The following is an 18,430-nucleotide window of genomic DNA, read 5'->3' on the forward strand; positions in this document are numbered from 1 at the left end:
ATGCTTAAGGACGAACGGGTCCCTGGCGGCGCTCGCGCCGTTATCCCCGTTAACCGAAGGAGGCCGCCACACATGAACATTCGCGTTTTGCCGCTTGACCGGATCGGCGCCAGCGTCGCCGACGAGATCGCGGAGGTCGTCGCCGCGAAGCCGGACGTCCTGATCGCCTGGACGACCGGCAACACCCCGCTGCGCACCGGCATTTACCGGGAGCTCATCGCGCGGGAGCAGTCGGGCGCCGCCGATTTGTCCTCCTGCTGGTTCGTCAACCCCGACGAACAGCTTGGCATCCCCCGCGAGCACGAAGAAAGCTACCATGCGTACATGAAACGCCATTTCTTCGACCACATCAACCATCCCGAGGAGCGCCGCTTCATCCCGGACGGCATGGCGGACCGCCCCGAGGACGAATGCGAGCGCATGGAGCGGTTCATCGAGGCGCGCGGCGGCATCGATTACCAGCTCGTCGGCCTCGGCATCAACGGCCACGTCTGCTTCATCGAGCCGGCCCCCTCGCTGCCCGCGCGTTCCTTCGTGACGCCGATCGCGGACGTCAACCGGCAGCTGTACGCGCCGCTGTTCGGCGGCCGGCTGGAGGACGTGCCCACGGCGGCCGTGACGTTCGGCTGGGGCACCGTGATGCGTTCCCGCCGAATCATTCTCGTCGCGGTCGGCCGGGAGAAGGCCGAGATCGTCGCCCGGGCGCTGCGCGGACCGATCACGACCGAATGCCCAGCGACCGTGCTGCAGCTGCATCCGAACGTCGAGGTCGTGCTGGACGAAGCCGCGGCGGAGCTTTATTTGCAGGCGGAAGCCGAATCGGCCGCGCGCCGCGAGGGCCGTTCCGAAGCGGCCGGGGAGCCGGCGCGATGAGGATCGCGGTCGCCGGCCTGATGCACGAGACCAATACGTTCACGTCGCTGCGGACGGGCCTAGCGGACTTCACCGTCGCGGAAGGCTCCGCCGTGCATGGCGTCGCGCGCTGGAAGGGGACAGTGTTCGCCGGCGCGCTCGAGACGCTGGCCAAACTCGGGGCCGAGCCGGTCCCGGTCTACTTCGCCCGCGCGCTGCCTTCCGGCCAGATCGAGGCCGAGGCGTTCGAGGCGATGTGCCGCGGCATTGCGGACGGCATCGCCGGCTGCGGGCCGCTCGACGGCGTCTGCCTCGCGCTGCACGGCTCGATGTGCGCGGAAGGCTGCGACGACGCCGAAGGCGAGCTGCTGGCGCGGCTGCGGGCCGCGGTCGGTTCGGCGCTGCCGGTCGTCTGCGCGCTCGACATGCACGCGACCGCGACGGCGGCGATGATCGCGCACGCGGACGGGTTCGCCGCGTACCGGACGGCGCCGCACGTCGACGAGTACGACACCGGCGCCCGCGCCGCGCGGCTGCTGCACGGTGCCGTGGCGTCCGGCAGGAAGCTCGCGAACGAGTGGGCCGCCATTCCCATGCTGCTCGCGGGCGAGCAGTCCGAGACCGGCGCCGAGCCGATGCGCGAGCTCATGGACGCGCTCCGCCGCGAGGAGGACGCGCCGGGCGTGCGCAGCGCCTCCTTCCTGCTCGGCTTCCCGTGGGCGGACTCGCCGCACGGCGGCTGCGCGGCCGTCGTCAGCGGCTACGCGGAGGACCGCGAGCGGCTGCGCCAAGCGGCCGCCCGGCTCGCCGAGTTGTTCTGGGCGAAGCGGCGCGACTTCGCCTTCTCCACCGAGGCGGCGCCGCTCGAGAAGGCGCTCGATCGCGCCGAGCGCGAGCCGCGGAAGCCGGTCGTCCTCTCGGACGCCGGCGACAACCCGACGGCCGGCGCGTCGCAGGACGTCTCGCTCGTCGTCCGGGCGCTGCTCGACCGGCAAGCCCGGCGCGCGCTCGTCGCCGCCGTCTGCGATCCCGGCTCCGTGCAGGCCTGCGCGGCCGCCGGGTCCGGCGGGAGCGCCGACCTGCTGCTGGGCCGGCTGGACCCGTACGCGGCCGGGCCGACGCCGCTGCCGCTGCGGGTGCGCGTCGTCCGCACCGGCACGGTGCACGGCGTCACCTATGCCGTCGCGGCCGCCGCCGGCGTCACGGTCGTCGTCTCGGACCGGCGCGTCGCCGTCTACGATCCGACGATTCTGGAGGCGCTCGGGCTGGAGCTCGAGACGTTCGACCTGATCGTCGTCAAGAGCGGCTACCTGAGCCCCGCCTACAAAGCGCTTGCGGCGCGCGCGATCCTCGCGCTGACGCCGGGCGACACCAACGAGCTGCTCGCCGAGCTGCCCTACCGGCGGCTGCCGCGGCCGATCTTTCCGCTGGACGCGATGTAGGGCGGGGTGCAGTTCGGCAGAAACTTGCGACGTTGAATATTTATGGCGTTCACGATGCCTAGCCGCACGAAAGCCCAGCCTCTGCAGGCCGGGCTTTTTTGGGGGTGGTTTTTTTGGATCGCATGCGACCGGGGACGGCTGTCCTCGGCATAAAGAGCGCGCCAGCTAGTTTGGCGGACACACATGCCGTTATTTCGCTGAAAACGGCGATTCTCACCGTTAAGCGGCCATACGTTCCGTTATTTGGAGGTCAAGCAGCTAAATCCCCTCGTTCAAGCTGAATAACGGCTCCTGTGGCCGCTTAATCTCAAAAATCGAGCTTTTCGCGCCAATAACGGATCTCCTGTCCGCATAACGCGCACTTGAGGGCAATCCTGTACCTCGAATGGCCCGGACATTCGGCGGCAACGCCCAAATATTTCCTGGCCCGGCTGCATCCATCGGTGTCACCCGCGGTATCCGGCCCAGTTAGCCGCGAGCGCCCGGAACAAACCGCCGCGAATAGCCATGAACCGGCCTTCCTCGCTGCGCCGGTATGCCTGCTCCACGACACCGCGAGGGCCCGAACCGTCTCCCTCGCCGTCCATGCATCGCTCTGGCAGCCCCCCGTGCCCGTCTCCTCGCCTTCGGCGAATCCGCTCTCCGCGCCGCGCGCCGCGCTACCGCCCCCGGCTAGCCTGCACCTGCGCTAAGAAACGCCGCAGCTCCCGCCGATGCGAGTACGCGAGCAGCCCGAAGCTGACGAACCCGAACAGCACCGTCGCGCCCGAATAGCCGGCGACGGCCAGGTAGCCCGTCAGCAGCAGCATGCCGGCCACGACCTGGAAGCCGTCCGCCGCCGACGTGGTCGGCTTGCCCCGCGTGAACAGCCGGGAGCCGGCCAGCAGCGCCGCCAAAATGACGGCATACGCAAGCGAGGCGGCGAAGCCCGTCAGTCCGCTCCATACGCCGAACGTCACGGCGATCGCCTTGCCGCCCCGCCCGCGCAGGAACGGGGAGAACATATGCCCGAGAATCGCGGCGGCGGCGGGCAGCACGAGGCCGTACCCGGCCAAGGCGCCCGACGCGGCGAGCGCGAAGAGCGGCGCGCAGCCTTTCAGAAAATCCAGCGCGATGCCGGCCAGCCCGTACGAATAGCCCGCCGATTTCCACAAATTGATCGCGCCCGGATTGCCGTCGCCGACGTCGCGCAAATTATGGTTCGCCAGCAGGCCGAGCCAGTATGAGAACATCAAGGAGCCGCATAGAAAAGACAGAACCGTCCACACGATGATCATCGATTTTTTCGGCCTCCCACCTCGATGCGCCTTCCCTTCCACGCGACGCGGCCCAGGAAGACGACCTGGTACGCCGAGTACGCCATCACAACCAGGAAAAACGCCGTGCTCAGCATATGGACCGCCGGCAGCCACCGGCCGAAGCGCCCCGTATAGCGCACGAAATAATAAATCTGCGCCGTGTAGAGCGCGTAGCCGGCGACGAACGGCCAAGCCCAGGACGTGCCGAGCAGAAAGGGCGCCGCCTCCGCGGCGATCAGCCCGACGAGCCATGCGGCCACGAGCGCGACCGTCCGTCCGTTCAGCTTGCCCGTGCTGAGCACCGCGCCCTTGCTGAAGCCCTCGATCTCGCTGCGGATTCCGCCGGGGTACATGCGGAAGGACACCATGCCGCGGCCGATGAAATTCGTGACCGGAATGCCGGCCTCCATGTATTTGGCGCCCAGGTTCAAGTCGTCCAGCAGCTCGGATTTGATCGCTTCGTGGCCCTGCGCCCGTTCGTAATCGTCCCGCGCCGTCAGGATGCACGATCCGTACAGCCCTTTCTTCGGATTGGTCCGCTCGAACGGGGACGTGAACGCGAACAGCCCGAGGATGTTCGCGATGAGCGCCAGCCGCTCGTAAAACCGCTCCGTCAGGTGAAACGGCACCACGGAGACGACGCCCCCCGCCTTCGCCCGCTCCGCCAGCAGCGATGCCAGCGCGTCCGGCGCAAGCCGCACGTCCGCGTCGAGAAAGGCGATCAGCTCCCCGGACGAACGCTTGTAGCCGTTCCAGACGGCCCAGTTTTTGCCCGTCCAGCCCGCCGGCGGCGGCGTGCCGGCGACGACCGTGACGCCGAAGCGCTCCGCGACGGCCCGCGTATCGTCCTCCGATCCGTCGTCCACGACGATGATCTCGAACGGCCGGCGCGTCTGCGCCTGCAGCGAGCCCAGCAGGTGAGGCAGATTGCGCGCCTCGTTGCGCGCCGGGACGACGACGGACAGCCTGCCGCCCGCCGGCGCGTCCGAAGGGAGGGCAAGAGGAATCGTATTCGCGCGAAACAAGACCAAGCCCGCGGCGCAACCGCACGCCAGCAGAGCCGCCAGCAGCAGCAAGCCCATATCCCCACCCCCGTATAGTTCCAGGATATGAATCTATCATAAGAGATATTGCTAGAAACTTCCACGGTTTGTAAACCGGCGAAGAAAATCGCAAAAACCGCCACGACGGCGCGCGCGGGAGGGCTTGTCCGGGCGTCGGGGCGGCGGGGATGGTCCGCTCGAAAGGCGGGCGGGACGACCGCCGGCCCGCGCGCTGCGGCCGAGCCGGCCGCGCGCCGTCGGTGCTCGTTGACCCGAGGCCAAGCTGCCGGCGGCGAGCACCGCGCCAGTCGTGACCCGCGCGCCCAAGACAGGAGCCCTCAACCCGGCCCCGGTCCGCCCTCCTCCCGCGCCAATCGCGCCTCCAGCTCCGCCAGCCCCTCGGGCGTGTCGGCGTCCAGCCCCCACGCCGCGTCGCCGAACGGGACGACCCGCAGCGCGGAGCGGTGCCGGACGAGGATGGACCTGCCGCCCTCGTCGCCGCCCAGCGTCTCGAACGCCGCGTACAACCCGGCGTCGAACAGCACGGGATGGCCCGGGGCGCCGGAATAGGCGGGCCGCACGATGCGGACGCCCTCGCCGCGGCTCCGGACGTACTCCCGCAGCAGCGCGTCGACGACGGCGCGCGGGACGAGCGGCTGGTCGGCCAAAAACACGAGCGCCGCGTCCGTCCGGTCCGCCAGCGCCGCGATCCCGGTCCGCAGCGAGGACGCCATCCCCGTCCGGTATGCCGGGTTCTCGGCGATCTCGATGCGCGCGCCGAACGGAGCCGCCGACGCGGCAAGCTCCCGCATGCGGTGTCCCCCGACCAGGACGACCGGCGACAGCCCCGCCGCGAGCGCGGTCTCCGCCGCATAATGGAACAGCGGCTTGCCCGCCAAAGGAACGAGCGGCTTGAACCGCCCCATCCGCGTCGACAGGCCGGCGGCGAGAATCACGGCGCCGACCCGGCTCATGTCGGCCTCCGGCACCGGCCGCTCCGGTGCGCGATCAGCTCCGCGACGATGCTGACCGCGATCTCCTCCGGCCCTTCGGCGCCGATGTCCGCGCCGACCGGCGCATGCAGCCAGCCGGGCACGGGATCGGGCGCGAGCAGCCGCTCCGTCCGGCCCCGCGCCCCCAAAACGCCGGCGTAGCGCGGCGGAGCCTGCTGCAGCCGCCGCACGATCTGCCGGTCCTGCGCGAAGCCGTGCGTCATGACGAGCACGAAGGCGTCCGCGGGAATCGGATGCCGCGCGAGGTACGTCTCCGGATGCAGGGCGACGAGCCGCGCGTCCGGATAATTCGCCGCGCTGCACCTCGCCGCGCGCGGGTCGACGACCGTGACGGCGAAGTCCGCTGCCGCCGCCAGCCGGACCAGCAGTTCGGTATCGGGCCCCGCGCCGAAGACGATCAGCCGCTCCGGCGGCCGGTAGAGCTCGAGCAGCAGCGCTCCCTCTCCCGCCGGCAGCGCCAAGGTTCCGATCGCCGCGCCGCGCGCGAGAAACCGGCCGATCGCCGGGAGCAGCCATTCGTCCGCCGCGCCGAGCCCCGCCGCGCGTCCGAAGGTCTCCCCGTCCTCCGCATAAAACAACCCGGCGCCATCGTCCCGCTCCCCGCCGCATTCGGATACGCCTCCGGCATCGGGATCTCCCCCGCGCTCCGGCCGCCTAGCTGCTTCGGCCGGCCGAGACGGCGCCTCGGAATTCGGATGCGGCCCCACCCCGCTCGCCTCGTTCTCGGCACCAATCGCCATGCATTCGCCGCGCAGCCGCCGCGCATGCACCACGCGCGCGCCCCGCTCCAGGCACGCCGCCGCGCGCGCCCAGACGGACGCGCCGCCGTCGCCGGCCCCGTCCGCCCAGGCGCACGGCTCGACGTAGACGGTGACGCGTCCGTTGCAGCCCGCCCCGCGCCCCCAGGACAGATCGTCCTCCGCCCGCAGGTCGTACGTCAGCGACATCGGCCGGCCGCCGGCAATGACTTCCCCGGCGCGGTGCCGCAGATCCTCCTCCAGGCAGCCCGCGCTGATGACCCCTTGCGCGTCCCCGTCCTCGCCGATCAGCATCTTGGCCCCCGCGTGCCGGTAGGCCGAGCCTTCGACCGCGATCACCGTCGCCATCGCGCAGCGCTGCCGGCCGCGCGCCTTCAACGCCCGCAGCATGCGGCAGCGGTCATTCACGATCGAGCACCGCATGGATCGCTTCGCGAATCTCTTGGTAACTCGTGCAGCGGCAAATATTGGACCGCAGCCATTCCGTCACGACCGCCTCGTCCGCGTCCGGAAACCGTTCGAGGAGCGCCTGGCAATTCATGATGAAGCCCGACGTGCAGAAGCCGCATTGAAACGCGAACTTGTCGATGAACGCCTGCTGGATCGGCGCGTCCTCCAAGCCCTCGATGGTCGTGATGCGCATGCCGTGCGTTTCGATGGCCAGCACCAGGCAGGATTTGACCGCGAGGCCGTTCAGCATGACCGTGCAGGCGCCGCAGTCGCCGTTCTCGCAGCCGGCCTTCGCGCCCGTGAGTCCCAAATGCTCGCGCAGCACGCGCAGCAGCGTATCCGCCGAACGGACGACGACGGGCCGCCGCCTTCCGTTGACCAGCAGCTCCATTTCGCCTTTGACGATACCCCGATCGCTCATATGCCCCTCCGTTCCAATTCCGCCATCGTATCCCGCAGCGTGTTGCGCAGCACGAACGTCCGGTACGCCCCCGAGGCGAGGATGTCGCTCAAAATCGGCGCCGGCCATTCCGCGATCGCGCGGTCGATCCGATCCTCCATGGGGAGCGAGGCGTCGTTCAGGATCGCCTCCAGCCGCGCCGAACGGAACGGAATGTCGCTGACGCCGCTGAACGCGATCCGGATGCCCTCGCCCGTCTTCAAGGCGGCGATGCGGACGACGGGATAGTCGATGCGCTCCATCTTCGTCTTCTTGACCGTCACGTACGGCAGCCCGAAATACCGGCGGTCGCTGATTACTTGCACGAGCAGCTCGCCCGGCGCGAGCCGCGGCTCGCCGTTCAAGATGTCGGCGACCGGCACGGTCCGCGTCCCGCCCGGCCCGGCGAGCACGGCCTCGCCGTCGACGAGCAGGAACGGCAGCAGCACTTCGCGATAGTAGAACTTTCCGCACAAATTGCCGCCGACGGTGATGCGGTTCCGATTCGTATGGTCGGCCACGTCCCGCGTCGTGTCCGCGAGCAGCGGGAACAGCGGATGCTCCTCCACCGCGATCAGCGGCACCGCCGCCCCGATGACGAGCCGGTCGCCGCGGAATTCCATGACGCAGCAGTCGGGGATCGCCTTGATGTCGATGACCGCCCCGGTGCGCAGCTGCTCCAGGCGCGCCATGGAGATGATCTCCGAGCCGCCCGCGTAATAGAGCGGCGATTGGCCTCTCGCCTCCGCTTGCCGGTACAGCCGGACCGCCTCGCCGACGGACGCCGGCCGGAAATATTCGAAATCGTACGCAATCATGGGTGTCCACCGCCCTCCTTATGCCGCCAAATGAGTTCCGGGGTCAGCGGAAGCTCGTTCAGCGGAATGCCGGCCGCGGCCGACAGCGCGTTCGCGAGCGCCGCCGGCATGCCGATCGTGCCGTGCTCCCCGATGCCCCGCGCGCCGTACGGGCCGTCGTGATACGGCGTCTCCACGAAGTCCACCAAGTACTCCGGCGTTTCCCCGTAGCGGGTGATCTTGTACGTGCGCAGCTGCGGGTTGAGCACCGCGCCCGCTTCGTCGAACAGGAAGCCTTCGCGCGTGGCGAAGCTGAGCCCCATGTTCATGCCGCCCATGACCTGCCCGCGCGCCAGCGCCTCGTTCAGCACGCGGCCGGCGTCGAGCACGGACGCCGCCGTCAGGATGCGGTACGTCCAGTCGCGAGTATCGAGCTCGACCTCGACCGCCTGCGCGCCGACGGTCCACTGCGGGCCGGGAATGCCTTTGCCCGTCTCGGGGTCGAGCGTCCGCAGCCCGTGCACCTTGTACGTCCCCCGGCCGATGACGGGCTTTCCGATCGAGTCCCCGTCCGGAAACGAGTAGCCGTTCGCCAGATCGCCGAACGTCAGGCGCCGTTCCGGGTCGTCCTTGGCGTACACCTCTCCTCCGGCGGTCTCCAGCTCCTCGGGCGGACGCTTCAGCACGAACGAGGCGTTGCGCTTCAGCTGCGCGAGGGCGTCGTCCGCGGCGCCGAGGACCGCCCGGCCGGCCATCATCGACGACGTGCTCGCGACCGTCTTCCAATGCTCGGGGGTCAGCTCCGTGTCGACGTCCATTTTGACCCGCACCCGGGACAGCGGAACGTCCATCCGCTCGGCCAGCAGCTGCGCCATCACGGTCCGGTTCCCCTGCCCGATCTCGCTCGGGCCGACCCCGAGATTCATGCTGCCGTCCGGGTTGAACGTGACGACCGCGCCGCTGCCGGTGTCGATCTTGGACGTGGACGTCTTCCATAGGCAGGCCGCCCCCTTCGCCCTCACCTTGCCGTCGCCGGCCTCGATCCGCCGGCCGTCCTCCCACCGGATCAGCGTCTTCAGCCGATCGATGCACCGCTCCACGTCGCCCAGGTTGCTCCGGTTCAAGGGCGCCTGAGTCGGCGTCGTATCGCCGGGTTTGACGGCGTTCAAACGCCGCAGCGCGAGCGGGTCCATGCCAAGGCGGTCCGCCAGCAGATCCATCGCCCGCTCGATGCAGTAATGCGATTCCGAGTGGCCGAAGCCCCGAAAGGCCGTCGCGTACGGATGGTTCGTGTACACGCAGAGCGAGTCGCAGCGCACGTTGTCGACGCGGTACGGCCCCGTGCAGTCGACCGCCGCCGCCGTCGCCACCGACGGCCCCAGCTCCGTATAGCCTCCGGTATCGAATAAATACGTGATGTCCACGGCCTGCAGCTTGCCGTCCCGCGAGGCGCCCACCTTCACGGTCGCTTCCAAGCCGATGTGGCTGGGCGAGCCGGCCATGTCCGTTTCCCGAACGTTGTTGATCTTGACGGGCAGCCCCCCGCACGCCTTCGAAGCCAGGTACGCGATATATTCCAGCTGCACGGAGCCCTTCCCGCCGAACGCGCCCCCCACGAACGGGACATGCGTCGCGACCTCGGTTTGCTTCAAACCGAAAAACCGCTCGAACAGCGGTCCCATATGAAAGCCGTCCTGCGTCGAAGACTCGATCCGCACGAGCCCGCCCGGCATGATCTCCACGATGGCGCAGCGCGGCTCCATCGCGCCGTGGTCGGACGTGCGGAACCGCAGCGCGGTTTCCACGACCGTCTCGCTGGCCGCCCACCCGGCCGCCATATCGCCTTTGCGGATGCGGGCTCGGCTGCCGATGTTGGAACGCGGCTCGGGGTACACGTCGCCGTACCGCCGGTACCCGGCCGGGTCGTCGTGCACGAGCGGCGCGTCCGGCAGCAGGGCGGCGCTCGGGGACTGCACGGCCGGCAGCGGCTCGAACGCGGCGCGGATCCGCCCCGCCGCCAGCTTCGCGAGGCACTCCGTGTCGGCGACGATGACCGCGATCGGCTCGCCGAAATAGCGCACCTTGCCGTACGCCAGCGGCGGCCGGTCGGCGAGCAGCGGTCCCGTCGGCTCAGGATGCGCCTCCCCGGTCACGACGGCCCGCACGCCTCCGAGCTTCAGCGCGTCGGACGCGTCGATGCCGACGATCCGCGCGTGGGCATGGGGGCTCGTCACCAGCCAGCCGTGCAGCAGGCGGGACGATTCCGTATCGTTCGTATAGCGGGCGAAGCCCGTCACCTTGTCCCGCGACTCCAGCCTCGGCACGCCTTTGCCGATCGTATCCATTGCCGCCGCCCCCTCCCTCGCCTGGCCGAATGCGCCGATGCCTTTACGGACGCCTTGTATCATCATATAGCCGCGGGACGTTGTCCTATGCGCGCGGGGGCTTTTCGCCGGCGCCGGCAGGGTGGCCGGGGGCGCGGCTAATGGCGGCACGACGCTTGGCAATGGGACAAGGCGGTGCCGGCCGGCCGCAGCCGCGGCCGGGAGCGCCGGGCCGCGCGCCAAACGCCGCCGGCTCATCGACGGATGGCGGCGTCACCGCCGCCATCCCCAACCCAAAAAGCCTTCGCCCCCTTGGGGGCAAAGGCTCTATCTCGTGTGACGTCCATCGGACGCGAGGCTTCCCTACTCCCGCGCCATCGCGCGCAGCTGCTTCCGCGCGCGGTGGATGCGCGTCTTCACGGCGGCCACCGTCAAACGCTGGACGCGCGCGATCTGCTCGTAGGTCAGGTCATGCGCGTAGATGAGCAGGAGCGGCTGGCGCAGCAGCGGATCCAGCCGCATGATCAGCCGCAGCGCGTCGGCGACGGCCGAGGCGCGGTCCGGGCCGTCCGCCGCCCCCGCGCTCCAGCGCTCGACCCGGTCCGTCAACAGGACGCGCCCGAACGCTTTGCGGCGATAATCGATCGCCTTGTTCCGCGCGACGGCCGTCATCCACGCCTCGGGATTCGCGGCTTCCCGTACCGAATCGAGCCGGGCATAGATATTCAAAAACACTTCCTGCGCGATGTCCTGCGCCAGATACCGGTCCTTGACGATCGCGTAAGCGGTCGCGTGGACAAGGCGTTCGTACCGCGCGTACAGCCGATTGAACTCTTGCTCCTTCGCGTCCCGCTCCGCCGCGGCGGCCGCTTGCAGAGCCCCGTTCATCGGGAGGCCCTCTTACAGCCGACCGCCGCGGAGGCGGCGAACGGCGCCTCAAGCGCGGCTCCGGCTTCCGGATCGGCAGCCTTTCGCCGGGCAACGGCCTCGCCGGACGCGGCTCCGCTGCCGCTCGCCGGCGCCTTGCCCGAGGTGCCGGATGCCGTGTTCGCGCCGGTTGCAGATTGCCCGGCTCCGGCTCCGTCGTTCTGGGCCGGGTCGCCGCCGACGACGAGTCGGCCGCCCGCCTCGCCGCCGGAAGCTTGTCCGCTCGGGGCATTCCCGTAAACGGAAACGGGTTTGGAAAGAAGCGGCCAGCCGCCGCCGGCCGTTAACGTTATCCGCGGCGCGGAGGGCAGCGGCAGGATGAGCAATTGAGGATTCATGTCGGATCGCGCTCCTTCGTCTAACGGCGGCGATCGTCGCCCCGCCTTGGTCTAGCACCAGTATACCGCCGACCTGTTGCCGATTGACGCAGCGATGTATCCGGTTTGCGGCCGACTTGTAACCAACTTGCAAAATAATCGCGCTTCGCGCGCTTTCCAAGACATCCGACGCCCGCGCCGCGGCCGACGGTCGCCTTGCAGCCGACGGTCGCCTCCGCTTGAAGCCATGCGCGCGAAATTGTCCCGCCAAGCAGGCTGCTGCCGCGATTCGCGCCATTAATCATTGACATGCCAAATGATGCACGCGATATAAGGATCCGCCCGCCGGCTGCGGCAGAAGGAGAACCGTACCTCGTTCATTCCGCGGGGAATGCCGCGTGTTTGACCTCTGGCCGTACACGCGGCCCAATCCGCTTCGTCAACATAAAAAATCCTCCGCCCGCGTAATCGCGAACGGAGGATGATGGGATATAGGCCCGGTGGGGGTCGAACCCACAACCTACCGGTTAAGAGCCGGTTGCTCTGCCATTGAGCTACGGACCTGTATTAAGATAGTTATACAACAATTTGAACGAGCTTGCAAGCCCCGCCGGTCGCCTAAAAGTCGGCCGCGGGCTTCGTGCAGCAGCGCCTGCCCGTAACCAAACCAGCCGAACGGCCCGAAATCGCCGTCAGGACGCCAAAACGGGCGCTAATCGGGTTTCGGCGGCTGTGTTAATAAAGGGCCGCCTTTTGGAGCCGGAATGTGCGGTTTTGCGCTCATGAGAGTGAGCCAATCGCCTTCTTGCGCGTGAATCCAACGTTCTCCCGCTCGTGTAGGTGAACCAGTCACCTTCTTGACACTCGAATCGTCGCGGTTGGACGCGTGATGTAGGTGATCCAGCCACCTTCTTGCGCGTGAATCCATGACGTCTCCGCTCATGTAGGTGATCCAGCCACCTTCTTGCGCGCGAATCCATGACGTCTCCGCTCATGTAGGTGATCCAGCCACCTTCTTGCGCGCGAATCCATGACGTCTCCGCTCATGTAGGTGATCCAGCCACCTTCTTGCGCGCGAATCCATGACGTTTCCGCTCATGTAGGTGATCCAGCCACCTTCTTCCGCGCGAATCCATGACGTTTCCGCTCATGTAGGTGATCCAGCCACCTTCTTGCACGCGAATCCATGACGTTTCCGCTCATGTAGGTGATCCAGCTACCTTCTAAGCACTCGAAATCGTGGCGTTTGGCGTTTGAATACGCAGCGGCCGGCTAACCGCTCATCCGCCAGCTATAACCCCTCCGAAGCCGCCGCCAAGCGGCCGGAGGTTTCATTCTTCTTGTGTTTCTGCGATCCGTTCCCGGAACGGCCCCGACGGGGCACGGTGCCGCGGCGGCAGTACCACACCGGCGGCCTGCAGTCCCACGCCGCCCAGGGCCAAGCCCGAGCTCGCTTGGACGGTCAACGCAGCCGCGCGAAGGAAATCCAGCTCAGCAGGTTGATCCGCGTCTTGACGCCCTTTTCCTTCACCATGCCGTAGAACTCGCCGAGGAAATGCTGCCACTTGCCGCCGAGCTCCTGCTTGGCGGACGGATCGGCCTGCACGTCGTCGATGCTCTGGTTGATCGCCTGCTCGAGATGCGCGAGCGCCTCCCGCAGATGCTGGTCAATGGCTTGGCTGGCCATGCGGCGCAACTCCCTTCTCCATCGCGAACGCGGATTCCCCCGCGATCTCGCGGTCCAGCCGTTTGCGCATCCGTTCGAATTGGGCTTCGGCGACGATGTCTTCGACCTCTTCGCGCGCCGCCCGCAGGGCGTACCGGAGCCGGTCCGTCACGCCCGCGATCACGCCAGCCGCGGCACCTGCGCCGCCTCCCGCATCCATGCCGGCTCCCGCATCCGCGCCGACTCCCGCATCCGTGCCGGCTTCCTCTCCTTCCCTCGCTCCCGTCCCGGCGAGCGGTCTCAGCGTATTTTTGACGATCGGCAGCAGCGTCGTCGCCGCGAAGGCGAACGCCATGCCCATGATGAGTTTTTCGGTGTTTCGTTCCAGCATGGCCGGATACCTCCTTCTAACGCGTATCGTTAAGGTCATTCAAGATCTGCTTTCCATTCGATGGGTTCAGAAGCGCATCGCCTCACGCGACCGCGGCGCTAAGCCGCGATACCGGCCTGCGCCAAGGGCGCGGCCGTGGCGCCTTTGCGTTCGAGCAGCGCCAATATCGGCTTGGACAGCCAGGATACCGAACCGGCGACGAGCAAAATCGGCGGCCATTGCCGCGGCGGAATCGGCGAGGTGTGGAAGAAGCCGTTCAGCGCCGGCACGTACAGCGCCGCCAGCAGCGCCGCGCAGGATAACGCCATGGCGCCGATCAAATACCGGTCCTCGCGCCACCGGCCCTCCGCCGGCTGCTTGCTGCCCTCGCGCCGCCAGGAGAGCGTTTGGCCGAGCTGCCCGGCCACGAGCGTCGCGAACGCGATGCTTTGCGCCACGGGCACCGGCTGGCCGGACGCCAGCGCCAGCCCGAACAGGCCGAGCGCGCCCGCGCCGAGCAGGACGCCCCGCGCGATGACTTTCCGGTACAGCGGCTTGTCCACGATGTCCGTCCGCTCCGTCTGCTTCGCCCGGCCGCCCGGGTTCACGGCCAGCATCATCGCCGGAATCGCGTCCGTCAGCATGTTCATGAGCAGAATCTGAATCGGCACGAGCGGGATCGGCATGCCCAGGATGATCGCCGTGCTCGTGACGAGGATTTCCGCGAGATTGCCGGTCAGCAGGGAGCCGATCGCCTTGCGGATATTGCCGATAATCGTGCGGCCTTCTTTCACGCCGTCCACGATGGAGCCGAACCGGTCCTCCTTCAGCACGATGTCGGCCGTCGCCTTGCTGACCTCCGTCCCGGCACGCCCCATCGCGATGCCGACGTCGGCCTGCCGGAGTGCCGGGCTGTCGTTCACGCCGTCGCCGGTCATCGCGACGACGTGGCCCTTGCGGCGCAGCATCGCCACGATGCGCTGCTTGTGCTCCGGCGCCATGCGGGCGTAGATGGACACGCGGTCGACGGCTTCCGCCAGCGCCTCGTCGCTCATCCGGTCGAGCTCGTGGCCGGATAGCACATCGCCCGGCCGGCGGCCGGCGGCGATGCCGATCTGCTCGGCGATGGCGATCGCGGTAATGGGGTGGTCTCCCGTGATCATGACCGGCTTCACCCCGAGCGCCAGCGCCTCTTCGATGCTCGCGCGGACGTCGGCCTTCGGCGGATCGATCATGCCGGCCATGCCGACATAGATCAGCTCCTTCTCGTCAAGCCCGACCTGGCCGTCGTGCTCGTCCGCCAGCAAGGGACGATACGCGAAGCCGAGCACGCGCAGGGCGCCGCCGGCGAGCCGTTCGCTCTGCGCGAGGATCCGCTGCCGAACCTGATCGTTCAGCGGATACACCTTGCCGTCGTGCTGGTAGCGCCCGCAGCGGCGAAGGATCGACTCCACCGCGCCCTTGGAGAAAATCGAGCAGGCGTGGCCGCCGTCCGAGACGTCCCGGCAGACGACGCTCATCTTGCCCGTGCCGGAATCGAACGGCACCTCCGCGCCGCGGTGCCAATGGGCGAGCCGCTCCGGCCGGATGCCGCCCTTGTAAGCCATCGCGAGAAGCGCGCCTTCGGTCGGATCGCCCTGCATCGTCCATTCGTCGCCCGCTCGGTCCAGATGGCTGTTGTTGCACAAGCAGGCGATTTGGAGCACGCGCAGCAGCTCCGGCTGGGTCACGGCGGATCCGTCCTCCCCGAACGACGTCCAGCCTTCCTTCAAGCCTTCCTTCAAGCCTTCCTTCAAGCCCTCTTTCAAGCCCTCTTTCAAGCCATCGGCACCGGTCCTGGCCGCTCTCTCCCGGAACCCGCCTGCCGGATCGTAACCGCTGCCCGATACGTCCCAGGCATGTCCCACGGAAGCGATCTGCTTGACGGTCATTTCGTTCTTCGTCAACGTGCCGGTCTTGTCCGTGCAAATGATCGTAGCCCGGCCCAGCGTTTCGAGCGCCGCAAGCTTGCGGACGTACACGCTGTTCTTGGCCATGCGGAAGAGGCCGGCGCTCAGCCCGATCGTAATGGTGACGGGCAGCCCTTCGGGAATCGCCGAAGCGATCAGCGTAATCGAAGACCCGACCAACGCCGGAAACGGAATGCCCCGCAGCAGGCCGGCCGCGAATACGACGCTGCCCGCGATGAACGCCCACTTGATGAATCGCTTGCTGATGGACGTGACCTTCGCTTGAAGCGGCGTCTGCGCGTGGTCGTCGCGCTTCAGCATGGCCATGAGGCGTCCGATCTCCGTGTCCATGCCGGTCCGCACGACGACGCCGAGCGCCTTGCCGCGGGAAATGTCCGTGCCCATGTGCAGCATGCAGCTGCGTTCCGGCAGCGGGCAGTCGCCTCCCGCTTCCGTCTCCAGCTTCGCGACGGGCAGCGATTCCCCGGTCAGCGCGGCTTCGTTGGCCTCCAGATTCCAGGCGCGGATGATCCGGATATCGGCGGGCACCCGGTCGCCGGGCTCCAGGCGGACGATGTCGCCGGGCACGAGCTCCGTCGCGCCGATCAGCCGTTCCTCGCCGTCCCGGAGCACCTTGGTGTCGTGCGGCTGAAACCGGTTCAAGCTCTCGACGATCCGCTCGGCCTTCCGTTCCTGGAACGTGCCGATCGCCGCGTTCGCCAGCAGCACGGCGCCCATCGCGAGCCCGTCGAACAGCCCGCCCGTCAGGAGGGCGAAAGCCGTCGTGCCGAGCAAAATGAGCGTCGTGAATTCCTTGAACTGGCCGAGGTACGAGACGAGCCACGGCGTCGGCGGCTTCTCCGCGAGCCGGTTGGACCCGTAACGCAGTCGCAAAGCTTCCGCCTCGCCGTCCGAGAGCCCGTGCTGGACGCGCACGCGGAACCGCTCGGCGGCTCGCTCCCACGGAAGGCCGTGCCACGGGACCGGCGGTGCGTCCGTTGCCGGCGGCGTATGGATCGCCGCAGCGCCGGCGACCGCCGTCTCCGACGCCGCGGCCGCTTCGCCGTGCGCCGCGAAAGCCGCATCCGGCGCCGGCCGCGCCGCGCCGCCGGCCGGGAACCCGCGCTGCGCCAGCCGCTGCGTGCGCGACAGGAAGACGAGCGACATCGCATCGCCGGCCAGGTTGGCGAGCGGCGCGCCGATGACGCCCGCCGCGGTGAGCAGCGCGCCGCACACGGTCCACACCCGCGTCAGCTTGAAATGCGTCCGGGCCGCCCCGCCGATCCGCCGCGCGGACCGCCGGGCGTCCAGCAGCCGGCCGAGCTCGCCCGGCGAGACGACCGGCGCGCCGCCCTCCTTCAAATACCGGAAGCCGCCGTCTTCGTCGCCGTCCGGCTCGCCGACCAGCAGCACCGGGTCGCCGGCCTGATGAAGCTTGGCGATGCGTTCCGCCACTTCGTACGCCGGCACGTTCAGCCAGTCCGTGCGCAAGCCGAAGCGCTCCATCGCTTCACGACCGAAGCCGGCGCTATCCTCCAGCACGGCTGGCCGCAGCCCCGCTTCCCGCGCGCGGGCAAGCATCGTTCGCCATTCGGCGCTCATGTCTTCCACGCGATAGAGCAGCCCGAGGCAGTGCCAGCCGCCGCCCGCCTGCTTCGCCAGGAACAGCACCTCGCAGCCTTTGCTCTCCAGCCGCTTCGCTTCTAAATAATAGGCTTCGTAAGGAATGCCGTGGCGCATCAGGCAGGCCAGGCTGCCGAGGCAGTACGGCACGCCGCCGATCAGGCCGCGCATCCCGTCCTCCTCGCGTTCGACGCGGAAGGCGGTGCGCAGCGTCCGGCACGAGTCCTTCGCCTTGCGCAGCACGTTCGCCTTCCACGGATGATCCGCCTTGGCCATCAGGCTCGCGGCCGCGCACACGAGCTTATCCGGGTCCTCGTCGTTCGACAGCGACGACGTCTCGCCGAAATCCGCTTCCGCGAGCAGCGACGTGCGCTCCAGCAGCAGCGTGCCGGACTGCGCGATATCCGCGAGCGAGACCGTCTCCGGGAGCGGATGGCGCGCTTCGCGGGCCGCCAGCTCGGCCTGCTGCCAGGCCGCCTTGACGGGAATGGTGGCCGGACGCGGATTGGACGCGAGCAGCACCCCGAGCGCCCGTAGCGGGCTGCGCGTCAGCAGCCACGTCGCGCCCGCGGCGGCGAAGCCGAGCCGGCCGGCGCGCTCGCTGTAGGCCCGAATCTCCGGGCTGAGCGGCTGTTCGTCCATGTCGCGGACGCCGAGCCGGCCGCGCTGCCAGTTCATGTACTGCAGCACGGTGAGGCCGCCGAGCACGACTAGGCTTTCACGGAATAGCGCGAGTCCGAGCGCGGCCGTGCCCAGCACGAGGTCGGCGTTCAGCTTCCGCGATGCCGCGAACCGGTCGAAGCCCCGCCGCAAAAACGGATAACCGGTGACGGCCGCGACCGCCCCGGACATATAAAACAAGCCCGGCTTCTCCGCGAAGGCGGATCGGCCGAACGCCAACTGCTTCGCGCCGAGCGCGAGCAGGCCGCCCATCGCCACGGCGAGCGGCAGAGGCACGCGATGCGCCGGCAGAGGGGACGCCGTTCTCGCGTCCGTCGTCCTCGCGGGCTCGCCGCGGTCCGGGGGGGGGGGGCGGGAGGGGGGGCGCCCCTCGAGACCGGAGGGGGCGGGGGCGGGCGCCGGGCTGCGGGACTGCGGGCGAGGCCGCGTCGGGCTGGGAAAGGGGGGGGGGGGGGGGGGGGGGGGGGGGGGGGGGGGGGGG

The 18,430-nt window shown here is 68.7% G+C and carries 14 protein-coding genes and 1 tRNA gene; 2 read left to right on the forward strand and 13 right to left on the reverse strand.

Annotated elements, in window-relative coordinates:
• Positions 1-72: 72 nt before the first annotated feature.
• Together I8J29_RS24320 and I8J29_RS24325 are read left to right on the forward strand one after the other, a co-directional pair.
• Positions 73-873: a glucosamine-6-phosphate deaminase gene (locus I8J29_RS24320; RefSeq protein WP_208850017.1), complete on the forward strand. Its 801-nt coding sequence runs from the start codon at positions 73-75 to the stop codon at positions 871-873.
• Entirely contained in the window at positions 870-2,294 is a 1,425-nt protein-coding gene (locus I8J29_RS24325) for a M81 family metallopeptidase (RefSeq protein ID WP_208850018.1), read from the forward strand. Before I8J29_RS24320 ends, I8J29_RS24325 begins: the two co-directional genes overlap by 4 nt.
• A 659-nt stretch (positions 2,295-2,953) precedes the next feature.
• Here the strand turns inward: I8J29_RS24325 and I8J29_RS24330 are convergent.
• From I8J29_RS24330 to I8J29_RS34275, 13 genes are all read right to left on the reverse strand, one after another.
• Entirely contained in the window at positions 2,954-3,571 is a 618-nt protein-coding gene (locus I8J29_RS24330) for a glycerol-3-phosphate acyltransferase (protein WP_208850019.1), read from the reverse strand.
• Entirely contained in the window at positions 3,568-4,674 is a 1,107-nt protein-coding gene (locus tag I8J29_RS24335) for a glycosyltransferase (RefSeq protein WP_208850020.1), read from the reverse strand. The genes I8J29_RS24330 and I8J29_RS24335 overlap by 4 nt, the downstream gene beginning before the upstream one ends.
• A 299-nt stretch (positions 4,675-4,973) precedes the next feature.
• A complete protein-coding gene (locus I8J29_RS24340) occupies positions 4,974-5,609 on the reverse strand; it encodes a nucleotidyltransferase family protein (RefSeq protein ID WP_208850021.1) in 636 nt (211 codons plus the stop codon).
• Positions 5,606-6,814 (reverse strand): XdhC family protein, encoded by a 1,209-nt coding sequence (locus I8J29_RS24345; RefSeq protein WP_208850022.1) that lies wholly within the window; start codon positions 6,812-6,814, stop codon positions 5,606-5,608. Before I8J29_RS24345 ends, I8J29_RS24340 begins: the two co-directional genes overlap by 4 nt.
• Positions 6,807-7,277 carry a (2Fe-2S)-binding protein gene (locus I8J29_RS24350; RefSeq protein ID WP_208850023.1) on the reverse strand — a complete coding sequence of 157 codons (471 nt, stop codon included), beginning with the start codon at positions 7,275-7,277 and terminating at the stop codon, positions 6,807-6,809. The genes I8J29_RS24345 and I8J29_RS24350 overlap by 8 nt, the downstream gene beginning before the upstream one ends.
• Entirely contained in the window at positions 7,274-8,113 is an 840-nt protein-coding gene (locus I8J29_RS24355; RefSeq protein WP_208850024.1) for an FAD binding domain-containing protein, read from the reverse strand. Before I8J29_RS24355 ends, I8J29_RS24350 begins: the two co-directional genes overlap by 4 nt.
• The gene (locus I8J29_RS24360) at positions 8,110-10,437 is read right to left on the reverse strand and encodes a xanthine dehydrogenase family protein molybdopterin-binding subunit (protein WP_208850025.1); all 2,328 of its coding nucleotides are present in this window, start codon (positions 10,435-10,437) and stop codon (positions 8,110-8,112) included. Before I8J29_RS24360 ends, I8J29_RS24355 begins: the two co-directional genes overlap by 4 nt.
• A 342-nt stretch (positions 10,438-10,779) precedes the next feature.
• Complete coding sequence (locus tag I8J29_RS24365; RefSeq protein ID WP_208850026.1) at positions 10,780-11,304, reverse strand: RNA polymerase sigma factor; 525 nt, start codon at positions 11,302-11,304, stop codon at positions 10,780-10,782.
• Positions 11,301-11,681, reverse strand: coding sequence for a hypothetical protein (locus tag I8J29_RS24370; protein ID WP_208850027.1), 381 nt, complete (start codon positions 11,679-11,681; stop codon positions 11,301-11,303). Before I8J29_RS24370 ends, I8J29_RS24365 begins: the two co-directional genes overlap by 4 nt.
• 471 nt (positions 11,682-12,152) lie before the next feature.
• Positions 12,153-12,224 (reverse strand) — tRNA-Lys (locus I8J29_RS24375).
• An 898-nt stretch (positions 12,225-13,122) separates the two neighbouring features.
• The gene (locus tag I8J29_RS24380; protein WP_090639928.1) at positions 13,123-13,347 is read right to left on the reverse strand and encodes a hypothetical protein; all 225 of its coding nucleotides are present in this window, start codon (positions 13,345-13,347) and stop codon (positions 13,123-13,125) included.
• Positions 13,328-13,717 (reverse strand): hypothetical protein, encoded by a 390-nt coding sequence (locus I8J29_RS24385; protein WP_208850028.1) that lies wholly within the window; start codon positions 13,715-13,717, stop codon positions 13,328-13,330. Before I8J29_RS24385 ends, I8J29_RS24380 begins: the two co-directional genes overlap by 20 nt.
• 98 nt (positions 13,718-13,815) lie before the next feature.
• The coding region (locus I8J29_RS34275; protein ID WP_208850029.1) for an HAD-IC family P-type ATPase at positions 13,816-18,430 on the reverse strand (4,615 nt) is incomplete at its 5' end.

This window comes from Paenibacillus artemisiicola, assembly GCF_017652985.1.
GTDB classification, from domain to species: Bacteria; Bacillota; Bacilli; order Paenibacillales; family Paenibacillaceae; genus Paenibacillus_Z; species Paenibacillus_Z artemisiicola.

Bases quoted from the DNA above. Each gene is read 5' to 3' on its own strand.
- I8J29_RS24335 (WP_208850020.1), bottom strand. From the start codon at position 4,674: ATGGGCTTGCTGCTGCTGGCGGCTCTGCTGGCGTGCGGTTGCGCCGCG.
- I8J29_RS24350 (WP_208850023.1), bottom strand. From the start codon at position 7,277: ATGAGCGATCGGGGTATCGTCAAAGGCGAAATGGAGCTGCTGGTCAAC.
- I8J29_RS24380 (WP_090639928.1), bottom strand. From the start codon at position 13,347: ATGGCCAGCCAAGCCATTGACCAGCATCTGCGGGAGGCGCTCGCGCAT.
- I8J29_RS24360 (WP_208850025.1), bottom strand. From the start codon at position 10,437: ATGGATACGATCGGCAAAGGCGTGCCGAGGCTGGAGTCGCGGGACAAG.
- I8J29_RS24325 (WP_208850018.1), top strand. From the start codon at position 870: ATGAGGATCGCGGTCGCCGGCCTGATGCACGAGACCAATACGTTCACG.
- I8J29_RS24320 (WP_208850017.1), top strand. From the start codon at position 73: ATGAACATTCGCGTTTTGCCGCTTGACCGGATCGGCGCCAGCGTCGCC.
- I8J29_RS24385 (WP_208850028.1), bottom strand. From the start codon at position 13,717: ATGCTGGAACGAAACACCGAAAAACTCATCATGGGCATGGCGTTCGCC.
- I8J29_RS24355 (WP_208850024.1), bottom strand. From the start codon at position 8,113: ATGATTGCGTACGATTTCGAATATTTCCGGCCGGCGTCCGTCGGCGAG.
- I8J29_RS24340 (WP_208850021.1), bottom strand. From the start codon at position 5,609: ATGAGCCGGGTCGGCGCCGTGATTCTCGCCGCCGGCCTGTCGACGCGG.
- I8J29_RS24370 (WP_208850027.1), bottom strand. From the start codon at position 11,681: ATGAATCCTCAATTGCTCATCCTGCCGCTGCCCTCCGCGCCGCGGATA.
- I8J29_RS24330 (WP_208850019.1), bottom strand. From the start codon at position 3,571: ATGATCATCGTGTGGACGGTTCTGTCTTTTCTATGCGGCTCCTTGATG.
- I8J29_RS24365 (WP_208850026.1), bottom strand. From the start codon at position 11,304: ATGAACGGGGCTCTGCAAGCGGCCGCCGCGGCGGAGCGGGACGCGAAG.